This is a genomic window from Pseudomonas sp. 22490 (assembly GCF_052044465.1).
Classification (GTDB): Bacteria; Pseudomonadota; Gammaproteobacteria; order Pseudomonadales; family Pseudomonadaceae; genus Pseudomonas; species Pseudomonas aeruginosa.
In genome coordinates, this window is the sequence record NZ_JBQENS010000027.1 from 1 (window position 1) to 21339 (window position 21339).

Annotated in this window: 18 protein-coding genes; 8 read left to right on the plus strand and 10 right to left on the minus strand. The window is 61.7% G+C overall.

Translation table 11 applies throughout. The features are described 5' to 3' along the window. The coding region (locus ACTJJX_RS25350) for a TolC family protein (protein WP_047947899.1) at nucleotides 1–895 on the plus strand (895 nt) is incomplete at its 5' end. Between the two features lie 139 nt (nucleotides 896–1034). Here ACTJJX_RS25350 and mexS read toward each other — a convergent pair. Continuing rightward, nucleotides 1035–2054, minus strand: coding sequence for an oxidoreductase MexS (gene mexS / locus ACTJJX_RS25355; RefSeq protein WP_003103552.1), 1020 nt, complete (start codon nucleotides 2052–2054; stop codon nucleotides 1035–1037). Between the two features lie 220 nt (nucleotides 2055–2274). Here mexS and mexT point away from each other — a divergent pair, with 220 nt between their 5' ends. From mexT to ACTJJX_RS25385, 6 genes are all read left to right on the plus strand, one after another. Continuing rightward, on the plus strand, nucleotides 2275–3189 hold the full coding sequence (gene mexT / locus ACTJJX_RS25360; protein WP_003089829.1) for a multidrug efflux system transcriptional regulator MexT: 915 nt from the start codon (nucleotides 2275–2277) through the stop codon (nucleotides 3187–3189). Nucleotides 3190–3419: 230 nt separating this feature from the next. Then, on the plus strand, nucleotides 3420–4664 hold the full coding sequence (mexE, locus tag ACTJJX_RS25365) for a multidrug efflux RND transporter periplasmic adaptor subunit MexE (protein WP_003103549.1): 1245 nt from the start codon (nucleotides 3420–3422) through the stop codon (nucleotides 4662–4664). Between the two features lie 21 nt (nucleotides 4665–4685). Beyond that, nucleotides 4686–7874, plus strand: a complete 3189-nt coding sequence (mexF, locus tag ACTJJX_RS25370; protein WP_003089834.1) for a multidrug efflux RND transporter permease subunit MexF — start codon at nucleotides 4686–4688, stop codon at nucleotides 7872–7874. Next, entirely contained in the window at nucleotides 7871–9289 is a 1419-nt protein-coding gene (gene oprN / locus ACTJJX_RS25375; protein WP_003113303.1) for a multidrug efflux RND transporter outer membrane subunit OprN, read from the plus strand. The genes mexF and oprN overlap by 4 nt, the downstream gene beginning before the upstream one ends. 252 nt (nucleotides 9290–9541) lie before the next feature. Then, nucleotides 9542–10744 (plus strand): tyrosine-type recombinase/integrase, encoded by a 1203-nt coding sequence (locus tag ACTJJX_RS25380; RefSeq protein WP_087824419.1) that lies wholly within the window; start codon nucleotides 9542–9544, stop codon nucleotides 10742–10744. Then, on the plus strand, nucleotides 10741–11799 hold the full coding sequence (locus ACTJJX_RS25385; protein WP_087824420.1) for a PDDEXK nuclease domain-containing protein: 1059 nt from the start codon (nucleotides 10741–10743) through the stop codon (nucleotides 11797–11799). Before ACTJJX_RS25380 ends, ACTJJX_RS25385 begins: the two co-directional genes overlap by 4 nt. Before the next feature lie 28 nt (nucleotides 11800–11827). Here the strand turns inward: ACTJJX_RS25385 and ACTJJX_RS25390 are convergent, their stop codons facing one another. From ACTJJX_RS25390 to ACTJJX_RS25425, 8 genes are all read right to left on the minus strand, one after another. Continuing rightward, the gene (locus ACTJJX_RS25390; RefSeq protein ID WP_087824421.1) at nucleotides 11828–12718 is read right to left on the minus strand and encodes a phage exclusion protein Lit family protein; all 891 of its coding nucleotides are present in this window, start codon (nucleotides 12716–12718) and stop codon (nucleotides 11828–11830) included. Nucleotides 12719–12850: 132 nt separating this feature from the next. Next, nucleotides 12851–13669, minus strand: coding sequence for a hypothetical protein (locus ACTJJX_RS25395; RefSeq protein ID WP_087824422.1), 819 nt, complete (start codon nucleotides 13667–13669; stop codon nucleotides 12851–12853). A 40-nt stretch (nucleotides 13670–13709) separates the two neighbouring features. Then, nucleotides 13710–14402, minus strand: coding sequence for a helix-turn-helix domain-containing protein (locus tag ACTJJX_RS25400; RefSeq protein WP_087824423.1), 693 nt, complete (start codon nucleotides 14400–14402; stop codon nucleotides 13710–13712). 101 nt (nucleotides 14403–14503) lie between these two features. Beyond that, nucleotides 14504–15913 carry a Shedu immune nuclease family protein gene (locus tag ACTJJX_RS25405; protein ID WP_087824424.1) on the minus strand — a complete coding sequence of 470 codons (1410 nt, stop codon included), beginning with the start codon at nucleotides 15911–15913 and terminating at the stop codon, nucleotides 14504–14506. Between the two features lie 87 nt (nucleotides 15914–16000). Next, nucleotides 16001–17722, minus strand: coding sequence for an ABC-three component system protein (locus tag ACTJJX_RS25410; protein ID WP_087824425.1), 1722 nt, complete (start codon nucleotides 17720–17722; stop codon nucleotides 16001–16003). Next, nucleotides 17719–17970 carry an ABC-three component system middle component 6 gene (locus tag ACTJJX_RS25415; RefSeq protein WP_087824426.1) on the minus strand — a complete coding sequence of 84 codons (252 nt, stop codon included), beginning with the start codon at nucleotides 17968–17970 and terminating at the stop codon, nucleotides 17719–17721. The genes ACTJJX_RS25410 and ACTJJX_RS25415 overlap by 4 nt, the downstream gene beginning before the upstream one ends. Next, on the minus strand, nucleotides 17967–18887 hold the full coding sequence (locus ACTJJX_RS25420) for an ABC-three component system protein (RefSeq protein WP_087824427.1): 921 nt from the start codon (nucleotides 18885–18887) through the stop codon (nucleotides 17967–17969). The genes ACTJJX_RS25415 and ACTJJX_RS25420 overlap by 4 nt, the downstream gene beginning before the upstream one ends. A 48-nt stretch (nucleotides 18888–18935) precedes the next feature. Continuing rightward, nucleotides 18936–19127 carry a type II toxin-antitoxin system RelB/DinJ family antitoxin gene (locus ACTJJX_RS25425; RefSeq protein ID WP_087824428.1) on the minus strand — a complete coding sequence of 64 codons (192 nt, stop codon included), beginning with the start codon at nucleotides 19125–19127 and terminating at the stop codon, nucleotides 18936–18938. 403 nt (nucleotides 19128–19530) lie between these two features. On the opposite strand from ACTJJX_RS25425, the gene radC reads away from it, so the two are divergent. Further along, the gene (gene radC / locus ACTJJX_RS25430) at nucleotides 19531–20037 is read left to right on the plus strand and encodes a RadC family protein (RefSeq protein ID WP_440782025.1); all 507 of its coding nucleotides are present in this window, start codon (nucleotides 19531–19533) and stop codon (nucleotides 20035–20037) included. A gap of 155 nt (nucleotides 20038–20192) precedes the next feature. On the opposite strand, the gene ACTJJX_RS25435 is transcribed toward radC, so the two are convergent. Then, nucleotides 20193–21212 carry a hypothetical protein gene (locus tag ACTJJX_RS25435; protein ID WP_440782026.1) on the minus strand — a complete coding sequence of 340 codons (1020 nt, stop codon included), beginning with the start codon at nucleotides 21210–21212 and terminating at the stop codon, nucleotides 20193–20195. Between the last annotated feature and the right edge of the window lie 127 nt (nucleotides 21213–21339).

A 21339-nucleotide genomic window follows, 5' to 3' on the forward strand; every position in this document is an offset into this window, starting at 1 on the left:
CCAGGCCTACTACGACGCCCTCGCCGCCCAGCGCAGCCTGGCCGCCTCGCGGCAGGTCGCGGAGCTGGCGGCGCAGAACCTGGAAGCCGCCGACGCCAAGTACCGGGCCGGCGCCGCCGCCCTTTCCGATCGCCTGCAGGCGCAGACCGCGCTGTCCCAGGCGAGCCTCGCCCAGGTCCGCGACGAAGGCGCCCTGAGCAACGCCCTCGGCGTCATCGCCCTGCGCATGGGCCTGGCGCCGGATACCCCGCTGCGCCTCTCCGGCGAGCTGGAGGCGCAACCCGACACCGGCTTCGTCAAGGCCATCGACGAGATGCTCGCCGAAGCCCGCCGCGAGCATCCGGCGCTGCTCGCCGCCCAGGCGCGGCTGAAAGCCGCCGCCGCCTCGGTGGAGGAAAGCCGCGCCGCCGGCCGGCCGAGCCTGGCGCTGAGCGCCAACCTGGCACGCAGCCATAGCGACCAGGCGATGGCGTTCAACGGCGATACCCGCGAACGCGACCGCAGCATCGGCCTGCAACTGAACATCCCGTTGTTCGAAGGCTTCGAACGCACCTACCAGGTCCGCAACGCCCTGGCCCGCCGCGAAGCCAGCGAAGCGGAGCTGGCCGACACCGAGCAGCAGGTTTCGCTGGAGGTGTGGAACAACTACCAGTCGCTCAGCGTCGAGACCCGCAGCCTGGCGCGCACCCGCGAACTGGTCGAGCAGTCGCGGCAAAGCCTGGAGGTGGTGCAGGGCCGCTACCGCTCAGGGGTCGGCAGCATGATCGAGCTGCTCAACGCCCTGACCGCCTACGCCAGCGCCGAGGACCAGCACATCCGCGCCCTCGGCAACTGGCAGACCTCGCGCCTGCGACTGGCGGCGAGCCTCGGTCGCTTGGGGCTTCAAATGATCTGAAGCCGGATTACAGATATTTTCAAGAAGAGTCGAACTGTCCCTTTGCTCTCCTAACGCGCTGGCGACCAGAACCCAGAGACCTCTGTCCCCCACGAAAAAGCCCGGCTCGATGGCCGGGCTCTTTCGCTGCGGGTCGTCCTCAATCGGCGACGTGGATCACCACCCGGCCGCGCTTCGGACAGGTTTCCATGTAGCGGTGCGCCTCGACCACCTGGTCGAACTCGAATACCCGGTCGACCACCGGCTTGAGCAGGCGATCGCGGGTCAGTTGCTCGATGTGCGCGAGGGCCTTGCTCACCGACTCGTCGTTGCGTTCCAGGCCCATCTCTGGATGACCGGTGAAATCCATCAGGCAGTGGCGGTAGAACTGCAGGTGCTTCTTGAACGCGGCGCAGGCCGGGAACGCCGACTCGTTGCCGCCGTTGCAGCCATACAGCACCAGCTTGCCGCGGGTGGCGGAGACATCGCCGAGCAGGGTCATCTGCGGGCCGCCCAATTCGTCGAGGATGACATTGACGCCCTTGCCCTCGGTGAAGCGCTCGACTTCCAGGACCAGGTCCTGCTCGTCGGTCACCACCACCTTGTCGGCGCCCTGCTCGCGGAGGAACTCGCGCTCCTCGGCGGACTTGGTGGAAGCGATCACCCGCGCGCCGAGAGCCTTGGCCAACTGGATCGAGACCGGCCCGTACATGCGCGCCGCCTCGGTGATCAGCACGGTCTGCCCGGCCTTCAACCCGGCCAGGTCGACCAGGCCGAAATAGGCCACCAGCAGGCCGGTGTAGTAGACGCTGGCCTCCACCGGGGTGAGTACCTCGGGGTAGACCGCCAGGGCCGCGCGCGGCATCAGCACCACGTCGCCATAGGCCGGATAATGATCGGGGGTATGGGCGGGGAAACTGGCCACGCGGGAACCCAGCGGCAGGTCGCCGACGCCGGCGCCGACCGCCAGCACCTCGCCGGCCAGTTCGAAGCCGAGACCGGACGGCAGCGCAGCCTGCTCCGGGGCCAGGTTCTGACGCCAGAGCACATCCTTCCAGCTCACGCCGATCGCCTGGACACGCACCAGGACTTCCCCTGCGGCCGGCGCCGGGGTCGGCAGCTCTTCGCATTTGAGGACCTCTGGCGGGCCAAACTGATGAAAACGGATCACTCGGGACATCGCAAACCTCTGCAGTGCATCACGGGGTGAATAACCTCATGGGTTGTGACTGTATCCGCCCATGCCTGACAAAACCACCCGTCGTTATTGATAATGGCTATGCCTGTCAGTGATCCTATGCCCCTCCGGCACCTCGCCAGGCCCCGCCCCGTCTCGCACGCAAGGCTTGACGGCGAGCCCCCGCGGTTGCAGCCTCTAGCCCCTGGAAACGAGGAACGCCATGAACCGAAACGACCTGCGCCGCGTCGATCTGAACCTGCTGATCGTGTTCGAGACCCTGATGCACGAACGCAGCGTGACCCGCGCCGCAGAGAAACTGTTCCTCGGCCAGCCGGCCATCAGCGCCGCGCTGTCGCGCCTGCGCACGCTGTTCGACGACCCGCTGTTCGTCCGTACCGGACGCAGCATGGAGCCCACCGCGCGAGCCCAGGAAATCTTCGCCCACCTGTCGCCGGCGCTGGATTCCATCTCCACCGCCATGAGTCGCGCCAGCGAGTTCGATCCGGCGACCAGCACCGCGGTGTTCCGCATCGGCCTTTCCGACGACGTCGAGTTCGGCCTGTTGCCGCCCCTGCTCCGCCGCCTGCGCGCGGAGGCGCCGGGGATCGTCCTCGTCGTGCGCCGCGCCAACTATCTATTGATGCCGAACCTGCTGGCCTCGGGGGAGATCTCGGTGGGCGTCAGCTACACCGACGAACTGCCGGCCAACGCCAAGCGCAAGACCGTGCGCCGCAGCAAGCCGAAGATCCTCCGCGCCGACTCCGCGCCCGGCCAGCTGACCCTCGACGACTATTGCGCGCGACCGCACGCGCTGGTGTCCTTCGCCGGCGACCTCAGCGGCTTCGTCGACGAGGAGCTGGAAAAATTCGGCCGCAAGCGCAAGGTGGTCCTGGCGGTGCCGCAGTTCAACGGCCTCGGCACCCTCCTGGCCGGCACCGACATCATCGCCACCGTGCCCGACTACGCCGCCCAGGCGCTGATCGCCGCCGGCGGCCTACGCGCCGAGGACCCACCGTTCGAGACCCGCGCCTTCGAACTGTCGATGGCTTGGCGCGGCGCCCAGGACAACGATCCGGCCGAACGCTGGCTGCGCTCGCGGATCAGCATGTTCATCGGCGATCCGGACAGTCTCTGAGCCCTCCGGCAGCTACCCGCACGAGGCGTCGCAACGGGAAAATCGATCGCGCGCCGCGGGTGTGCGGCTTATTCCATCGAAAGCACTGTCCATAACCATCGACTGTTACAGAAAACGAAAAACCATGTATCACTGTTCGTGATAATCAAAATCTCGTCGTTCGATTAGTTCCCTGCCGGAGCAGCCCGCAGACTTCGCCAATCCCGAAAAACCGACTGGCGGAGTCAAGCATGGAACAGTCATCCCACTTCTCCTGGCGCTACCCCCTCGCACTCGCGGCCGTACTGGTCCTGAGCGCCTGCGGCAAGGCCCCGGAAACCACCCAAGGCATGGCGGCGCCCAAGGTCAGCGTCGCCGAAGTCATCGAACAACCGCTGAACGAGTGGGACGAATTCACCGGCCGCCTGGAGGCCCCGGAGTCGGTGGAGCTGCGCCCGCGGGTGTCGGGCTACATCGACCGCGTGGCCTTCCATGAAGGCGCACTGGTGAAGAAAGGCGACCTGCTGTTCCAGATCGACCCGCGCCCGTTCGAGGCCGAGGTCAAGCGCCTCGAAGCCCAGCTGCAACAGGCCCGCGCGGCCCAGGCGCGGAGCGTCAACGAAGCCCAGCGCGGCGAACGCCTGCGCGCCAGCAACGCGATCTCCGCGGAACTCGCCGACGCCCGCACCACCGCCGCCCAGGAAGCCAAGGCGGCGGTCGCCGCGACCCAGGCGCAACTGGACGCGGCGCGCCTGAACCTGAGCTTCACCCGGATCACCGCGCCGATCGACGGTCGCGTCAGCCGCGCCGAGGTCACCGCCGGCAACCTGGTCAACTCCGGGGAGACCCTGCTCACCACCCTGGTCAGCACCGACAAGGTCTACGCCTACTTCGACGCCGACGAGCGCGTGTTCCTCAAGTACGTCGAGCTGGCCCGCCAGGCCGGTCGCGACACGCGCAGCGAGAGCCCGGTGTACCTCGGCCTGAGCAGCGAGGACGGCAACCCGCACCTGGGCCGGCTGGACTTCCTCGACAACCAGGTCAACCCGCGTACCGGCACCATCCGCGGCCGCGCCGTGTTCGACAACGCCAAGGGCGAGTTCACCCCGGGCCTCTACGTGCGCCTGAAGCTGGTCGGCAGCAAGACCTACGCCGCCACCCTGATCAAGGACGAAGCGGTCGGCACCGACCTGGGCAAGAAGTTCGTGCTGGTCCTGGATGGCGACAACAAGACCGTCTACCGCACCGTCGAGATGGGACCGAAGCTGGAGGGCCTGCGCATCGTCCGCAGCGGCCTGAGCAAGGGCGACCGGATCGTCGTGAATGGCCTGCAGCGGGTCCGCCCGGGCATGCAGGTGGATCCGCAGAAGGTCGAGATGGCCAGCGCCGACACCCTGGCCACCCTCGCGCGCCTGCGGCAGTCGGTCGGCGACAGCGAACCACCGAAGGTGGCGGCGTCCAAGGACAACGCCACTCGCAACGAGCCGCGCGGCTGAGCGCGGCGATAGGAAGAACCGATGAATTTCTCCCAATTCTTCATCCAGCGGCCGATCTTCGCCGCGGTGCTGTCGCTGCTGATCCTGATTGGCGGCGCCATCTCCCTGTTCCAGCTACCCATCAGCGAATACCCGGAAGTGGTGCCGCCGACCGTCGTGGTCCGCGCCAACTTCCCCGGCGCCAACCCGAAAGTCATCGGCGAGACCGTCGCCTCTCCCCTTGAACAGGCGATCACCGGGGTGGAGAACATGCTCTACATGTCCTCCCAGTCGACCTCCGACGGCAAGCTGACCCTGACCATCACCTTCGCCCTCGGCACCGACCTGGACAACGCCCAGGTGCAGGTGCAGAACCGCGTCACCCGGACCGAGCCGAAGCTCCCGGAAGAAGTGACCCGGCTCGGCATCACCGTCGACAAGGCCTCGCCCGACCTGACCATGGTCGTGCACCTGACCTCGCCGGATAACCGCTACGACATGCTCTACCTGTCGAACTACGCGGTGCTCAACGTGAAGGACGAACTGGCCCGCCTCGACGGCGTCGGCGACGTCCAGTTGTTCGGCCTCGGCGACTATTCGCTGCGCGTCTGGCTGGACCCGAACAAGGTCGCCTCGCGCAACCTCACCGCCACCGACGTGGTCAACGCCATCCGCGAGCAGAACCGCCAGGTCGCCGCCGGCACCCTGGGCGCGCCGCCGGCGCCGAGCGATACCAGCTTCCAGTTGTCGATCAACACCCAGGGTCGCCTGGTCACCGAGGAAGAGTTCGAGAACATCATCATCCGCGCCGGCGCCAACGGCGAGATCACCCGTCTGCGCGACATCGCCCGGGTCGAGCTGGGCTCCAACCAGTACGCCCTGCGTTCGCTGCTGAACAACAAGCCGGCGGTGGCGATCCCGATCTTCCAGCGTCCCGGCTCGAACGCCATCGAGATCTCCAACCTGGTGCGGGAGAAGATGGCCGAGCTGAAGCACAGCTTCCCGCAGGGCATGGACTACTCCATCGTCTACGACCCGACCATCTTCGTCCGCGGCTCCATCGAGGCGGTGGTGCACACCCTGTTCGAAGCCCTGGTGCTGGTGGTGCTGGTGGTGATCCTGTTCCTGCAGACCTGGCGCGCCTCGATCATCCCGCTGGCCGCGGTGCCGGTGTCGCTGATCGGCACCTTCGCGGTGATGCACATGCTCGGCTTCTCGCTCAACGCGCTGTCGCTGTTCGGCCTGGTGCTGGCCATCGGCATCGTGGTGGACGACGCCATCGTGGTGGTGGAGAACGTCGAGCGCAACATCGGCCTCGGCCTCAAGCCGGTGGAAGCCACCAAGCGTGCCATGCGCGAGGTGACCGGGCCGATCATCGCCACGGCGCTGGTGCTCTGCGCGGTGTTCATCCCGACCGCGTTCATCTCCGGCCTCACCGGGCAGTTCTACCGCCAGTTCGCCCTGACCATCGCGATCTCCACGGTGATCTCGGCGTTCAACTCGCTGACCCTGTCGCCAGCGCTGGCGGCGGTCCTGCTCAAGGGCCACCACGAGCCGAAGGACCGCTTCTCGGTGTTCCTCGACAAGCTCCTCGGCAGTTGGCTGTTCCGTCCGTTCAACCGTTTCTTCGACCGCGCCAGCCATGGCTACGTCGGCACGGTGAACCGGGTCCTGCGCGGCAGTTCGATCGCCCTGCTGGTCTACGGCGGACTGATGGTGCTGACCTACTTCGGCTTCTCCAGCACGCCGACCGGTTTCGTCCCGCAGCAGGACAAGCAGTACCTGGTGGCCTTCGCCCAGTTGCCCGACGCGGCCAGCCTGGACCGTACCGAGGCGGTGATCAAGCAGATGTCCGAGATCGCCCTGGCGCAGCCCGGCGTGGCGGACTCGGTGGCCTTCCCCGGCCTGTCGATCAACGGCTTCACCAACAGCCCGAACAGCGGCATCGTGTTCACCCCGTTGAAGCCGTTCGACGAGCGCAAGGACCCGAGCCAGTCGGCCGGGGCCATCGCCGCCGCGCTGAACGCCAAGTACGCCGACATCCAGGACGCCTACATCGCGATCTTCCCGCCGCCGCCGGTACAGGGGCTGGGGACCATCGGCGGCTTCCGCCTGCAGATCGAGGACCGTGGCAACCAGGGCTACGAGGAGCTGTTCAAGCAGACCCAGAACATCATCACCAAGGCCCGTGCGCTGCCTGAGCTGGAACCCAGCTCGGTGTTCTCCAGCTACCAGGTCAACGTGCCGCAGATCGACGCCGACATCGACCGCGAGAAGGCCAAGACCCACGGCGTGGCGATCAGCGACATCTTCGACACCCTGCAGGTCTACCTCGGCTCGCTGTACGCGAACGACTTCAACCGCTTCGGCCGTACCTATCAGGTTAACGTCCAGGCCGAGCAGCAGTTCCGCCTCGAACCCGAGCAGATCGGCCAGCTGAAGGTGCGCAACAACCTCGGCGAGATGGTCCCGCTGGCGTCCTTCATCAAGGTCAGCGACACCTCCGGTCCGGACCGTGTGATGCACTACAACGGCTTCATCACCGCCGAACTCAACGGCGCCCCGGCCGCGGGCTACAGCTCCGGCCAGGCGCAGGCGGCGATCGAGAAGCTGCTGAAGGAGGAACTGCCCAACGGCATGACCTACGAGTGGACCGAGCTGACCTACCAGCAGATCCTCGCCGGCAATACCGCGCTGTTCGTCTTCCCGCTCTGCGTGCTGCTGGCCTTCCTCGTGCTGGCCGCCCAGTACGAGAGCTGGAGCCTGCCGCTGGCGGTGATCCTGATCGTGCCGATGACCCTGCTGTCGGCGATCACCGGGGTGATCCTGGCCGGCAGCGACAACAACATCTTTACCCAGATCGGCCTGATCGTTCTGGTGGGGCTGGCGTGCAAGAACGCGATCCTGATCGTCGAGTTCGCCAAGGACAAGCAGGAGGAAGGCATGGACCGCGTCGCCGCGGTGCTGGAAGCCTGCCGCCTGCGCCTGCGGCCGATCCTGATGACGTCCATCGCCTTCATCATGGGCGTGGTGCCGCTGGTGATCTCCACCGGCGCCGGCGCCGAGATGCGCCATGCGATGGGCGTGGCGGTGTTCTCCGGGATGATCGGGGTGACCTTCTTCGGCCTGCTGCTGACGCCGGTGTTCTACGTCCTCATCCGCCGCTTCGTGGAGAACCGCGAAGCGCGCCGCGCCGCCAACGACAAAGGCCTGCCAGAGGTGCATGCATGATTCACGCGCAGTCGATCCGGAGCGGGCTCGCGTCCGCCCTGGGTCTGTTCAGTCTGCTGGCGCTCAGCGCCTGCACGGTGGGTCCGGACTACCGGACCCCCGACACCGCGGCGGCGAAGATCGACGCCACGGCGAGCAAGCCCTACGACCGCAGCCGCTTCGAAAGCCTGTGGTGGAAACAGTTCGACGATCCGACCCTGAACCAGTTGGTCGAACAGTCGCTGAGCGGCAACCGCGACCTGCGCGTGGCCTTCGCCCGCCTGCGCGCCGCCCGCGCCCTGCGCGACGACGTGGCCAACGATCGCTTCCCGGTGGTCACCAGCCGCGCCAGCGCCGACATCGGCAAGGGCCAGCAACCGGGAGTGACCGAGGACCGGGTCAACAGCGAGCGCTACGACCTTGGCCTGGATAGCGCCTGGGAGCTTGACCTGTTCGGGCGCATCCGCCGTCAGCTGGAGTCCAGCGACGCCCTCAGCGAAGCGGCCGAGGCCGACCTGCAGCAACTGCAGGTCAGCCTGATCGCCGAGCTGGTGGACGCCTACGGCCAACTGCGCGGCGCGCAACTGCGCGAGAAGATTGCCCTGAGCAACCTGGAGAACCAGAAGGAGTCGCGCCAGCTCACCGAGCAACTGCGCGACGCCGGGGTCGGTGCCGAACTCGACGTACTGCGCGCCGATGCGCGCCTGGCGGCCACCGCCGCCAGCGTGCCGCAACTGCAGGCGGAAGCCGAGCGCGCCAGGCACCGTATCGCCACCCTCCTCGGCCAACGGCCGGAAGAGTTGACAGTGGACCTTTCGCCGCGCGACCTGCCGGCGATCACCAAGGCCCTGCCGATCGGCGATCCCGGCGAACTGCTGCGCCGCCGGCCGGACATCCGCGCCGCCGAACGGCGCCTGGCCGCCAGCACCGCCGACGTCGGCGTGGCCACCGCCGATCTGTTCCCGCGGGTCAGCCTCAGCGGCTTCCTCGGCTTCACCGCCGGGCGGGGCTCGCAGATCGGCTCAAGCGCCGCCCGCGCCTGGAGCGTCGGCCCGAGCATCAGTTGGGCCGCCTTCGACCTCGGCAGCGTGCGTGCCCGTCTGCGAGGCGCCAAGGCCGACGCCGACGCCGCGCTGGCCAGCTACGAACAGCAGGTGCTGCTGGCCCTGGAAGAATCGGCGAATGCCTTCAGCGACTATGGCAAGCGCCAGGAGCGCCTGGTCTCGCTGGTCCGCCAGTCGGAAGCCAGCCGCGCCGCCGCGCAACAGGCGGCGATCCGCTACCGCGAAGGCACCACCGATTTCCTGGTGCTGCTGGACGCCGAACGCGAGCAACTCTCCGCCGAAGATGCCCAGGCCCAGGCCGAGGTCGAGCTGTACCGCGGCATCGTGGCGATCTACCGCTCCCTCGGCGGTGGCTGGCAACCCAGCGCCTGAACCGGCTATCCCCCGGCCGATGGAAATCGGCCACTCCAGCCCCGCGATTGCAGCTCCTGGTCGCGGGGCTTTTTTATTTCACCATGACTCCAGCCCGGCACTTCGCTGGACTACGCCAAGGCTCGATACAGCAGGTTTATCAATAACTTAGGCGAGTTCATCATATGCCGGTGCTTTCTGAAACTTGACCCGACTTCCCCTCTGCTGGCCCCTAGAAGGCTCCTGGGAACCGGGTCTTTCCGAGGAGTCATCATGGCAAAAATCAAGCTCACCAAGTCCGCTGTCGATGCGGCACAACCACAGGCGCAGGCCGTCGAACTCCGGGATACGCTGGTGCCCGGCTTCTTGTGCAAGATTACCCCGTCGGGCCGCAAGGTGTTCATGCTCCAGTACCGGACGAACGCTGGCGAGCGCCGCAAGCCCGCCTTGGGCCAGTACGGGGAACTGACCGTCGAACAGGCCCGCTCGCTCGCGCAGGAATGGCTGGCCCAGGTACGCCGGGGTGGTGATCCCGGCGCAGCTAAGGCGGAAGCCCGCAAAGCGCCCACCGTCGAGGAGTTGTGCAAGAAGTTCATGGAGGATCACTCCCAAAAGCGCAACAAGCCCAGCACCCGCGTCGGGTATCAAGGCGTCATCGACCGCTGCATCATCCCGCTGCTGGGCCGCAAGAAGGTCCACGACGTGAAGCGCCCTGACATTGCTGGACTGATGGAAAAACTTTCGTACAAGCAGACCGAGGCGAACAAGGCGTTCAGTATCCTGCGCAAGATGTTCAACTTAGCCGAGGTATGGGGCTATCGGCCTGACGGCACCAATCCTTGCCGCCATGTCCCGATGTTCCCCGCCGGCAAATCCACCCACCTCATCAGCGACGAGGACATGGGCAAGCTGTTCCGGCAGCTCGACAAGATCGAGGCCGAAGGACTGGAGAACTACGTCATCCCGTTGGCGATCCGCCTGCAATTCGAGTTTGCCGGTCGCCGTGGCGAAATCGTCTCGCTCGAATGGGAATGGATTGATCTGGAAAACCGCCGCGTCGTCTGGCCCGACAGCAAGACCGGTGGCATGTCCAAGCCCATAAGCGAGGAAGCCTACCGGCTGCTTTCGACGGCACAGAGGCAGGAAGGCAGTCCCTACGTACTGCCGTCGCCGCGCCATCCAGGGCAACACCTGACCACGGGCGAGTATTACGGTGGCTGGAGCCGTGCGCTCAAAGCGGCGGGGGCGACACATGTGGGGACGCACGGCATCCGCCACCGCTCGGCGACCGACATTGCCAATTCGGGCATCCCGGTCAAGGTCGGAATGGCTCTGACGGCGCACAAGACTGTGGTGATGTTCATGCGCTACGTCCACACCGAGGATAAGCCGGTGCGGGAAGCTGCCGAGTTGGTGGCGAATCGACGCAAGGCAATCACCGGTGCCAAGCAGCAACCTGCGGAGGCGACGGCATGACCAAGCGCAAAGTCGCCGCTCCTTCGTCCGCAGCGCCTTCTGCGCTGCTGGGCGATATTCGGACACTGATCGAGGCGGCGCGCAAGCTCGCTGCCTCGACGGTGAATAGCGAACTGACGATGCTCTACTGGCGCATCGGCCAGCGCATCCGCACGCAGGTCTTGGACGGGCGCCGGGGCGCCTATGGCAAGGAAGTCCTACCCACCCTGGCGGCGCAGTTGGTGAAGGAGTACGGCGGCAGCTTTGCCGAGCAGAACCTGCGCCGCATGGTGCAGTTCGCGGCCACCTTCCCCGATGAGCAGATTCTCGTATCACTGATACGAGAATTGAGCTGGACGCACTTCATCGCGCTGATCCCGCTGAAAGACCCGCTCCAGCGGGACTACTACGCGCAGATGGCGAGTGCCGAACGGTGGAGCGTGCGGACGCTGCGCGAGCGCATCGACTCGATGCTGTACGAGCGCACGGCGCTGTCCAAGAAACCGGGCGAGACGATCGCGCAGGAGCTGGCGACGATGCGCGATGCGCAGCGCATGTCGCCCGCCTTGATCATGCGCGACCCATACATCCTTGATTTCCTGGGGCTGCGGGATACCTGGCAGGAAAACGATTTGGAAGCGGCGATCATCCGCGAAATGGAATCCTTTCTGCTGGAGTTGGGCGCGGGTTTCAGCTTCGTGGCCCGACAGAAGCGCATCCCGATTGACGACGAGGATTTCCACCTTGATCTGCTGTTCTACAACCGCAAGCTGCGGCGGCTGGTGGCGGTGGAGTTGAAGGTCGGTGACTTCAAGGCGGCATACAAGGGGCAGATGGAACTTTACCTTCGCTGGCTGGACAAGCACGAACGGGAGCCGGAGGAGGCCTCGCCGCTGGGAGTCATCCTTTGCACCGGCAAGAAGCGTGAGCAGATCGAATTGCTGGAGCTAGACAAGTCGGGCATCCACGTCGCCGAGTACCTGACCGCCTTGCCGCCGAGGGGCGTGCTAGTAGAGCGGCTGCAACAGGCAACGCGACGTGCGCAGTTACAGATTCAACAGGACGCGCCAGACTGAAGGACGATGCTCGCCATGATGGCGAGCATCAACCGGGGAACAAATCTTCCAGACGCCCTGAAATCCACTCGAATGCCTCCATAGGCGTTTCATGTACTGGCGGCTGTGTCGCCGGATCAAGAACAGCCTTTAGTAAATATGAGGCGTTTTCCAGCCCAACGCTTCTTTCCCCCGCCTTGAACTGTGCAGCCGCTTCTCGGAATCGAAGTATGGCAGCCGGATGAGTCGTACCTTTTCCAATTTCGGACTCGTTCAAGAACAGCCATGTCAGCGCGACAGCAATCATAAGAATACGAAACTCGCGTTCGAGTCCTCGCCCGGCGCTATTCAGAATCCATTTCGTGGCGAAGTCGTCCGCCAAATATTCCTGGCGTATTCGTATGTCATTCGGAACGAATTTCTGGTCGCCGTGGTAAACATGCCCAATCTCATGGAGCAATATCCAACTCAGTGCTCCCAAGTAGACGTTGTTGACGCGCCATTCGTTCGAGCTTTCTTTTGGATCGTTCGTTGGCGTTTCCAAGTTGCTCGGCCACGGACGGTCCGCGTGAAAAAGTGACCTTGAAAACGCGACGTACTCACCGAGGTGAAGTGCGCCGCTATATTGGCCTATGTCCACATAGGACTGATTCTCGTGATCGATGGCGCGCTGACTCCGCGAAGCAACGTCCATGACATGAAATGCCACATAAGCCAGGCACCACAAGCTGGCCTGGCCGGCTGCAGTGAGATAGATGGCCTTGTCTTGAGGTATCGCAAAGAAGTTGGCCGGTTCGTTGCTCAGGGCAATAGTCCACTTCTCAGCACCGAATATCTCCGAAGCCAACTCCTCACCTCTCTCCGGTGCAATGTTGAGTGGTGATCTCTGGGCCATCCTGAATAGCCACTCCATAGCAGCATTCGTCGTTACATTTGTCATGGCAATGTGACTTCTCTTAAAGGTATATGAGTCAGTTTACTGATGGGCACTTGCACCTCGACAGTTCGCCGTCGGGCTCACGGGCTGCGCCCCACGCCTCGTACCGAATCACAGCCTTCCGGCTTTGCCCTTTTAGCGACCGTTGCTAAGACGACGAAGCAACGTCCGGCCAGTGATGAGGCCAAGATGCAATCGGAACGTGCTGTGGTCCTCGTCCGAGAGGCCGGGATGCGATCCATCGGTATGCAGCATCTTGAACAAGCCGTTCAGAAAGTTCTTTCCATCACTGGTCCATTCGTTTCGCTTGCTCGACAAGAATCCGCGCTCGGCAAGCCAGGCGCGGCGGTTCTCGCTCGAAGTCAGCTCGGCAGACTTCTGCGGATCAATGTGTGAGGCAATGTCGCTGAGCAAGCCTTCCAGGAACGTGCGCATCTGACTGTTTGCAGCAGCCCAGTCGCCGCGCGTGTGCGCGTCGATAGCCTGGTCCAGATGCCCCAGCGGCACGTTGAACCCGAACTGTTTCAGCAGTTGATGAACCTCGTCATCAGCCGTGGGAAGATCCACTTCGCCAGGCAACGCTGCGCGCAGCAATGGCATTCGTGCGTCTTCCTCCCAGGAGACAACGTAACCATCGAGCGCAAGTCCTCGCAGAAATCGCTCCTGCTCGGCCTTCGCGTACTGCGGCACGGTTACTCCAACGGCCTCGCGCACCGCAGCTTCGGCCAAAGTTACAGGCCCGTCTAAGGTGCTGACGACCTGCGTCGCGCGTTGGTTGACGATCCGCGCCAGCAAAGCACTCTTTGCTGTCACGCTCTTTGCCGGTCCCTGGGGAATTTCATCGTCCAGCCCTAGCCGAACCGCGAGTTGATCGAACTTCGCCTGCGTCAGCATTTCCCCGAGAAATTCGACCGCGGCAACTATGGTGGCGCGAGTAAATGGGTATGTCTTCACTGTTGTCTTTTCCCTCTCTATTAGGAGACCGCAGCGCTCCTTATAGGCGAATACCGCCAGACTTTGGCGTTGCGAATTGCTCGGGTTCCTTGCCAAGCGGAAAGCCGACCACGTACAGCACATTGACGGGCATCGGCTTGCTGTCTGGCCCCGAACCCCATTTCATCTGCATCTTGCGCTCGGCGTAGCGCAGCGAAACGCCGAGCGTCCTGAGCGCATCGATGTGGGATTGCATCTCGTCGTACACCTCGAACTTCTGCGTTTCAGAGTAAGCATCCGCGCAATCCCTGTAGTCTCGGAAATAGTCCACCAGTACGGCGAAGGTCTCGTCCGCTTCGCGGGTCAGATCGAAGGCGGGCTCGGACAAGTCCATAGTGCAGGCCTCTGCGAGCTTGGCCAACTGCTTGCCAGTGGTCAGCGGGATAGCCGTCAAGGTGACGTGCTCCCGATCGAACTTTTCTTTCGCTGCCTTGAGTTCTTCCTCCGAGGGAATGGTGAACGGCTTGTTGAGCGCGTCGATGTCCTCGAATTCGAACGCACTGGCAAGAGCGCGGCGGGTGTCGAGGCTGGCGGACAGGCCTTGCTCCACCCGCTGAATCGTTCTCACGTTGAGGCCAGAGATGTCAGCCAATTGCTCCTGCGACCATTGCCGCATCTCGCGGAACATTTTGATGCAAACGGCCAGTTCAGCGGGCGTCAACAGGCGGGTTTGCGTGTTTTCTGTAGCATTCATTTCGTGGCTCCTTTGTTGTCGAACGATGTGACGAAGTATGAGGAGTCACGCGCAAGGACAACACGACAGGAGCCCGACAGCTACTGACAAGCATGCCGGGCTCAAAAAGGCACACACTGGTCTGATTCCGGTGGCTGAAGCGCTTTTCCAATTTCGATCAGCCGTTGAAGAAGTTCGTCGAAAGTCACAACGATGACGTCAGATAAAGCGTTCCTGACAAGTTCAAATGATTTTTTCTGTGAGTGTTCCGGCGGCGTCATGCCGACGATCACTATGCAACGTACCGCATAACTATGAATGTCGTTACGATTCATGTTGTTCTTTATGACGGGCAATTCGCTTTGGAGCTTGAAGCGCTGATCCAGAACTTGGGCAATGGCCCCTCCCAAATCTGTAGAGGGTGCATAGACATCGTCCCCTCGGTACGGATTTTTACTCAGCAGTTCGGTCCCCGGCTTTTTGATCTCAATAAGAGCAAGGTTTCCCGTAGATGCGGACGCATACAGAAAGTCGGCAATTTTTCCTCCGCTTCCGTTTAGCCGCTTGCCGCCTGCATATGCTTGCCCCTGAACCATCAGGGCTGGAACGGCAAAAGCCAGACTGAGGATAAAGGGATTTTCCAAGAAAAAACTCTGCCACTTACCTTCAGCAAGCCCCTTTCCAAGCATTTCCTGATAGCGCTCTATCAGTTGATTTAGGGTAACAAGCTCGATATCGCTTTTCAAAGCCGACAGAGCCTGGGGCTCAGTCTCGGCTAACGCCTCCACATTGTCCTGCACCATCCGGACGACGGCTCGCCGATCTTGTTTGGATAGGGTCGCGTGGTCTCGGCCCCCATTGGTTATTTCTGCAATGGTGTCGGGCCTGATTTTCTTCTTGAAGGCTGGAAATTGCTTCGCATCCGCTGCATGCAATAAGGTCTGGTAGGTGCGAAATTGCTTTTCCTTGCGCGCGTCTCTTTGGTAGCGAGATGCAATGCGGTTCAGTTCCTTTCGCAGCGCATGGAATCTGGTTATACCGAGAATGAAGAACGGAGGGTCAATCTTGGCTTCATTTCCCTTGTGAACAAGCAGCATGCTGATGCCATTCACGCCTGCGGCTGTCTCGCAGATTTGTCGGTACTCCCAGAGAAGGCCTAAACCAAATCGAAAGTCTTTCGCGAATCCTTCTGGCAATTGCTCAAGCAGTTCCACAACATCATCGGTGGTCGCCGGTAAGAGATAGGGATCGGCAACCGGACGAGCGACGACGATGCGTTCAAGGGTGTCGTACTTTGGCTGAAGATAGTCATCTCTATCCACGCGGACGTTGAGGGGCCAGATAGTCAACCTGTCAGGAAGCACATGGAGTAATCGCCCCATCGGCGAATCAGGTTTGCGCTGCGCAGGGGCAATGTCCGTGAAAAAAACATTGACGCCATCATCTTCCGGCTCAGCCGACGCAATCACCAAAAAGGGGCCGCCATCCGCGCGCTCCCGTTGGTTGAATGCTGAAGGTCTGAGCGATGCCATTGGCCGTGATTCCTTAGAATGGGGAATAGTTCGTCGACGGCGACGAAATGGGGTGGATGATCGAAGGTTTTTTCAAGAATGCTCCGCTCAGCCAAACCGAATACCAAACAGCCCACCGTCCTCAGTGGCATCCGTCAAACGCGTGGGAAGCACATGGTCATTAAGATCGAAGCCTTCGATGGTTTCCTTGAAGGCGTCGTCTTCATTCATCGTCACGATGTACTGAAAACCAAGCTCCTGCGCAATCTCTGAGCCAAGACGCAATGCGCTAATGACCTGGCGCCCATCAACACCATCGAACAGATGGCTGTCATGGATCAGAAATCCCGGCCCCATCTGCCGCTTGGCGCACAGGCGCATAAGCATCATGTCGAAGCAGAAGATCTGCATGTTCTTGATGCCCTTGCTGCGTTCGCCCTGCATCGGGAACTTGAAGATAGGTCCATTCGAGGTTTCATCGACCGTCATGCTGCCGGCCGATTCATACAAGCGTTGTGAGGTTTCCTCAAAGGCGACGATGGCTTCCGCCAGTCGGTCCTTCTGCTCGGAAAAATCACGTCGCAGGCGGATCGTAAGGCGATTGCGCTCAATCTCCAGTTCGTTCTTGGTGCCTTCGAGTTGCTCGGCAGCTTCGAAGCGTTGCCGCAACGCTTCCACTTCGGATTCCAGTCGGCCCAGTTCTCCTTGCAGCTTGAGGAACTGTTCCAGCGCACCATGGCTCTTAAGAATGCCCAGGATTTCGCCGCGACGCTGGTCGAGCTGCGCCTTTTTACTATCGCGCAGTTCGATACGCAGCTTGGCCGCTTCAAGTTCGCTGGACAGATAGTCCTTGCGATTGCGCACCACAGATTCGTGAAAGCTCTTCACGTCCTCATAGCGGCGCTTCACCAAGCCGGGAAGCACAATGCCGGCTTCTTGATAGACAGCCTGGAGGTCTTCAAGGTCAGGAGGAACCTCGGAGGCGAGCGCACTTTCCAGATCGCGGATAGCCGAGAAGTCGATGGTGTTGGCATTGGCCAGCTCGTTGAGCTGGCGAGTCAATGTGGCGCTTTCGACTTCCAGTTCCCGGTATTCCGGCAAAACCTGAAAGGTCTCAACTTCTGTGTGAAGCTTCTTGAGACGAGCTTCCTGAATGGTCAGCTCCGTACGCAAGTCGGCAGCCTTGCCGATGATTGAACCGAACGCACCGTTCCCGGCCGCCTTTTTCAGTTCTTCGAGGGTCTTTTCCCGATCCCGAACAGCTTGCCAATCCCGGGCAATCTGCCAGTCCAATCCGAGCAGGAACATCAGCGCCATCTGCATATCGCCAGTGCCCTGCATCGTGGCCTGCTTTTCCGGCGTCATGAAGGCACCGCTCGCCTGTCGGCGCACAAAGTAGGCAAATAACGACCTGAATGAAGGCGGCTTGCTGCCTGCGGTTTCAAGGCTGCTCAGACCAAACATTTGTTCGCCGAGGAACGTACACCATTCGGTGGCCGAAAACTTGACCTTCGCTGCAGGCGGCGCTGTCACGAAGATTTTGGCTTTGGAACTGCCGCTGCGCTCAACGACCGTGCGTTCCGACTTCAGATCGAAGTCCATGCCGAAGGTGTGTTCTGCCAGTTCCGGGGTGCGGAAAATCGATTCCGGGCCAGCGTCGGCACCAAGCAGAAAATGCACCAGCTCAACGAAACTGGTTTTTCCGGCGCGATTACGCGTTTGCTTGGTAGTCGCACCCTCGGTTTTTTGGGCCAGCAGTACATTCAGGCCGAGCTTCAGATCACCGAGATTCTTAAAACTGGGCAGCGTACTGAAAATATGATGAATCAAGCTGTCCTCCGTGCCACAAGGCCGCTTTCGAGTTCGATGGTTCCAAGGGCGAACAGAAGATCCAGAGCGAGCAAGAACCAGTCGTAGGAAATTCGCCGGGGCATTGCAGCGGTGAGGCTGGAGTCAGGTCTGTTCAACTCCTCCCACAGCGCTGAGACAGTCTTGGGGCGTGCGAGAAAGGTCAAAACATGCGCGCCAACAGTCAGCAGCGCGCGATCCTGCGGAAGATGCTTAGATGGCAGAATCATGCTGCCCCCACCGCTTGTGCGTCTTCAAAAATCTCGCACTTGTCAAACAGGTACGCCATGACGGCCAATACCGCCGCCTTATGCGTGGGCGTGGTATTCGCAGTGCCTCCAGCCCACGCTTCAAGGCGGCCGAAAATTTCATCAGGGTGAAGTGGGGGCTCCCCGTCCCGCAGCGCCACGTATTCGCTTTTGAAAGCCTGCGCGATTTGTTCGCCGTAGGTAGGGTTTTTCCAGTTATTAAAAAACTGCGCAACGAGCGCCGACTTTTGCATCCCGATCTTCAGGAAGTCGGCGACGGCCTGAGACAGAAGGTTGGCCTCAATCTTCCCGCGCGACACGTCCTTCACTTCACTCGTCGTGGGCACGGGCGTGATGCTGATGTGGGTAAGCACGGCGATCAGATCGCCATAGCCCAGATTGACGTTCGCTTCCATTGTCAGCGACGGGCCAAACCAGGATTCAAGATCCTGCAGGCTCAACTGGCGAAACTTCGCCAGCATCTCTTCGTACCCGCAGTGACTGATTCTGATCTTTGGATTGTCCTGCCTGAGTTTGGCCAGGACTTCGATGATGTGGGGGCCCAGGCGACCATCCGGTGCGTTATGGACGAAGGTCCACTCATCGAAATATTTCTCCCAATGCTCTTTGGCGCCTTCGAAATCCTCGTTGATCTTCTTGATGGCGTCAGCGGCACTCAATTCATTGGGAGCGTAACTCTGATACAGGATTCGCGCCGATGGCAGATATCCATCGTTTTTTCGATCGCCAACATTCCCCCAGGGCCGGCAGGCCATGAAATCGTTGGGATGGGCTTTCGACATCAGCTTCTCGAACAAACGTTGAAACCCGTCCCCCTTGGATTCCAAGAAGGCAATGCGGAAGTCTTTTTCGTAGTTGAGTTGCTGTATGCGATCCATGGGTTTATGCCCGTGATTTAGTGTTCTTGAATGTTTTTAGGCAAAACCTCACGGCCTCTTGGCATCGGACTGGGATTGGGCACGATTGATATCAAAGGGAAGTGCTTTATCAGCCGCAATGCGGGTGAGCAGCATCCGAATGGCATCCGAAACGGACAAGCCCATTCCGGCCAGCACATTGGTGGCTTCCTCTTTGATATGCCCGTCAATCCGGGCGCGCACAACATCACTACTTGCCATTACCTGCCTCAAGGTGTTTTGTAGCTACATTGTGCCTCATTTGCGCCTCAATGTCATTTGCTTATTGCCAACGATCAGGCGTCCCGGCATTCCGCCGTCGGGCTCGCGGGCTACGCCCCATGCCTCGTGTCGAGTCATGGCAATTCGGCTTTGATCCCTGACGCCTCCGGCCCCTCTCTACGTTCTTGGCCTGCGCGCTGCGCTTGCCCATCCGTGGTGTCGTCGGGGAGGGAGTGGGCGGTCTTGCTGTTCCCTTCACCGTATCACGGCGTTCTCGCCGTCAAGGGCTGCGCGCGCCTTGCGCGCTTGCGTCCTGGCGGCCGTCATTGCCCCCTGACTGCTTGCGCTGCGCCGTGCTGAAGCCGGTTCCGGGCAATTCCGCCCGAGCAACCGGAGCACGATCATGTCGCAACTTTCTCTGTCTCTCGATTCCTCGCTGCTGGTGCGTGACAACCAGGGGCGTTATCTGCCAGCTACCGCTGACCAAATTCTGGAAGCAGCCAGGTACGTCATCGACCAGAAGATCCCGCGCGGGACGCTGTTCACTTCGCCAGCGCTGGTCAAGGACTACCTGCGCACCAAGCTGGCCAGCTTCGAACACGAGGTCTTCGCTGCCTTGTTTCTCGATAGCCAGAACCGTCTGATCGAATACGTGGAGATGTTCCGCGGCACCATCGACCAGGCCTCGGTGTATCCACGCGAAGTCGTGAAAACGGCACTGCATCACAACGCAGCGGCCGTGATTTTTTCGCACAATCATCCAAGCGGAAATTCCGAGCCGAGCCAAGCCGACAAGCTGCTGACTCAGCGCTTAAAGGAAGCCCTGGCGCTGGTGGACGTGCGCACGCTGGATCACATCGTCGTCGGCGGCGTGGCCACCACGTCATTCGCCGAGCGTGGGTTGCTTTAACCGAGGGGCTTCGGCCCCTTTTTTGCTGTGCCCTGCGTCGACTCCTTCGCGCCGAAGGCGCTGCGCTTGCCCTTCAGGGAGAAGGCCGAGCGCCCCATCCTCGCCGCGCGTTGCTTGGCGTCTTCAATGCACGCCGACGCCGGCCTAGACGACAACTATCGTACTGGACCGAACTCGCGCCTCGCATGAGCAATGTAGGCAAGGGGACGATTCTCGACGGCTCTCCGGCTCCCTCGAATACTGGAAATGGCCTGGTAGATGGCTCCCGAAAGAGACAGCGCTGCGCCTGCGTATCCTACTTTGTTGCCTGGGTCTGTTGCTTGGACTGCCAGCCCTGCGCCAAAGAGTGGCGCCAACGAGCCAAAGACCACCTTGCCGAAGGTGGGCCGCATGGCGTCCTCGATCTCGGCAATCTTCTGTTTACTGTCGAGCAGGAACGCCTCGTTGGCTTCTATACGGTCGTTCTCATCCTGGAGCATGGCTACCTGCGTGCAATGGGCCTCGACACTTGCGCGCAGTGGCGGCAGCAAATGGCCATGGCGTTGTTTGAAACTCAGCAGCTTGTCAATCTCCACCGGACCCACAGGGGTAGGCAGCAAATGACGGAGGATGACCTCTCGCGACTTGTGTTGATGCAACGGTTGGCGTGCTGGCTGCAGGCGACGTGGGCGCAGGTTTGAAGCGAAGATGGCCCTGTCGGTCACTGGTGTGGCATTGACGGCGGGGATCGCTCCTAGGCATGCCGCAAGGTAGGACATGAACTGGTTGGCGATGCTCGCCTCGACGTCATACCAGGCCCAATCGATCTGTTTGGCGAGACCGGATTCCACGAGAAAACGGGGTATTTCGCCAAGCTTTTCCACGTGGATGCGCGTAGTCCGATGCGGGGCGTCGTGGCCGCTCCCGATTCGGTGGGTGCGTCGCAGGCGGTTCTCGATGAGTTCGATGAAGCTTGTGTCGAATCGCTCCACTTGATAGATGAACTGCGCGGGGATCACTGGCTCCACCAGGCCTTCCGTCAGCAAAGTGCGCATGAACGCGCTCATCTGCTCCGGGTGGTCCAGATGGTCCATTGGCACGATGGATGACAGTTTGTCCCAGTAAAGCAGCGCTTTGGTAGTCCACGAGTCTTGTGGAAGCGCGATGTACGGGAAATAGAGTGCATTGCTTCGCATGGTTCTCCCCAAAAGCCTCATTTGAATGTTGTCGGCAGCCTAACGATTGGGTGCCTTGGATTTATGGTGATCCGGTGTGTGTGTCCTTCCTGCATCCGAATCACCTCAGCACTTCGGCGTCACGACA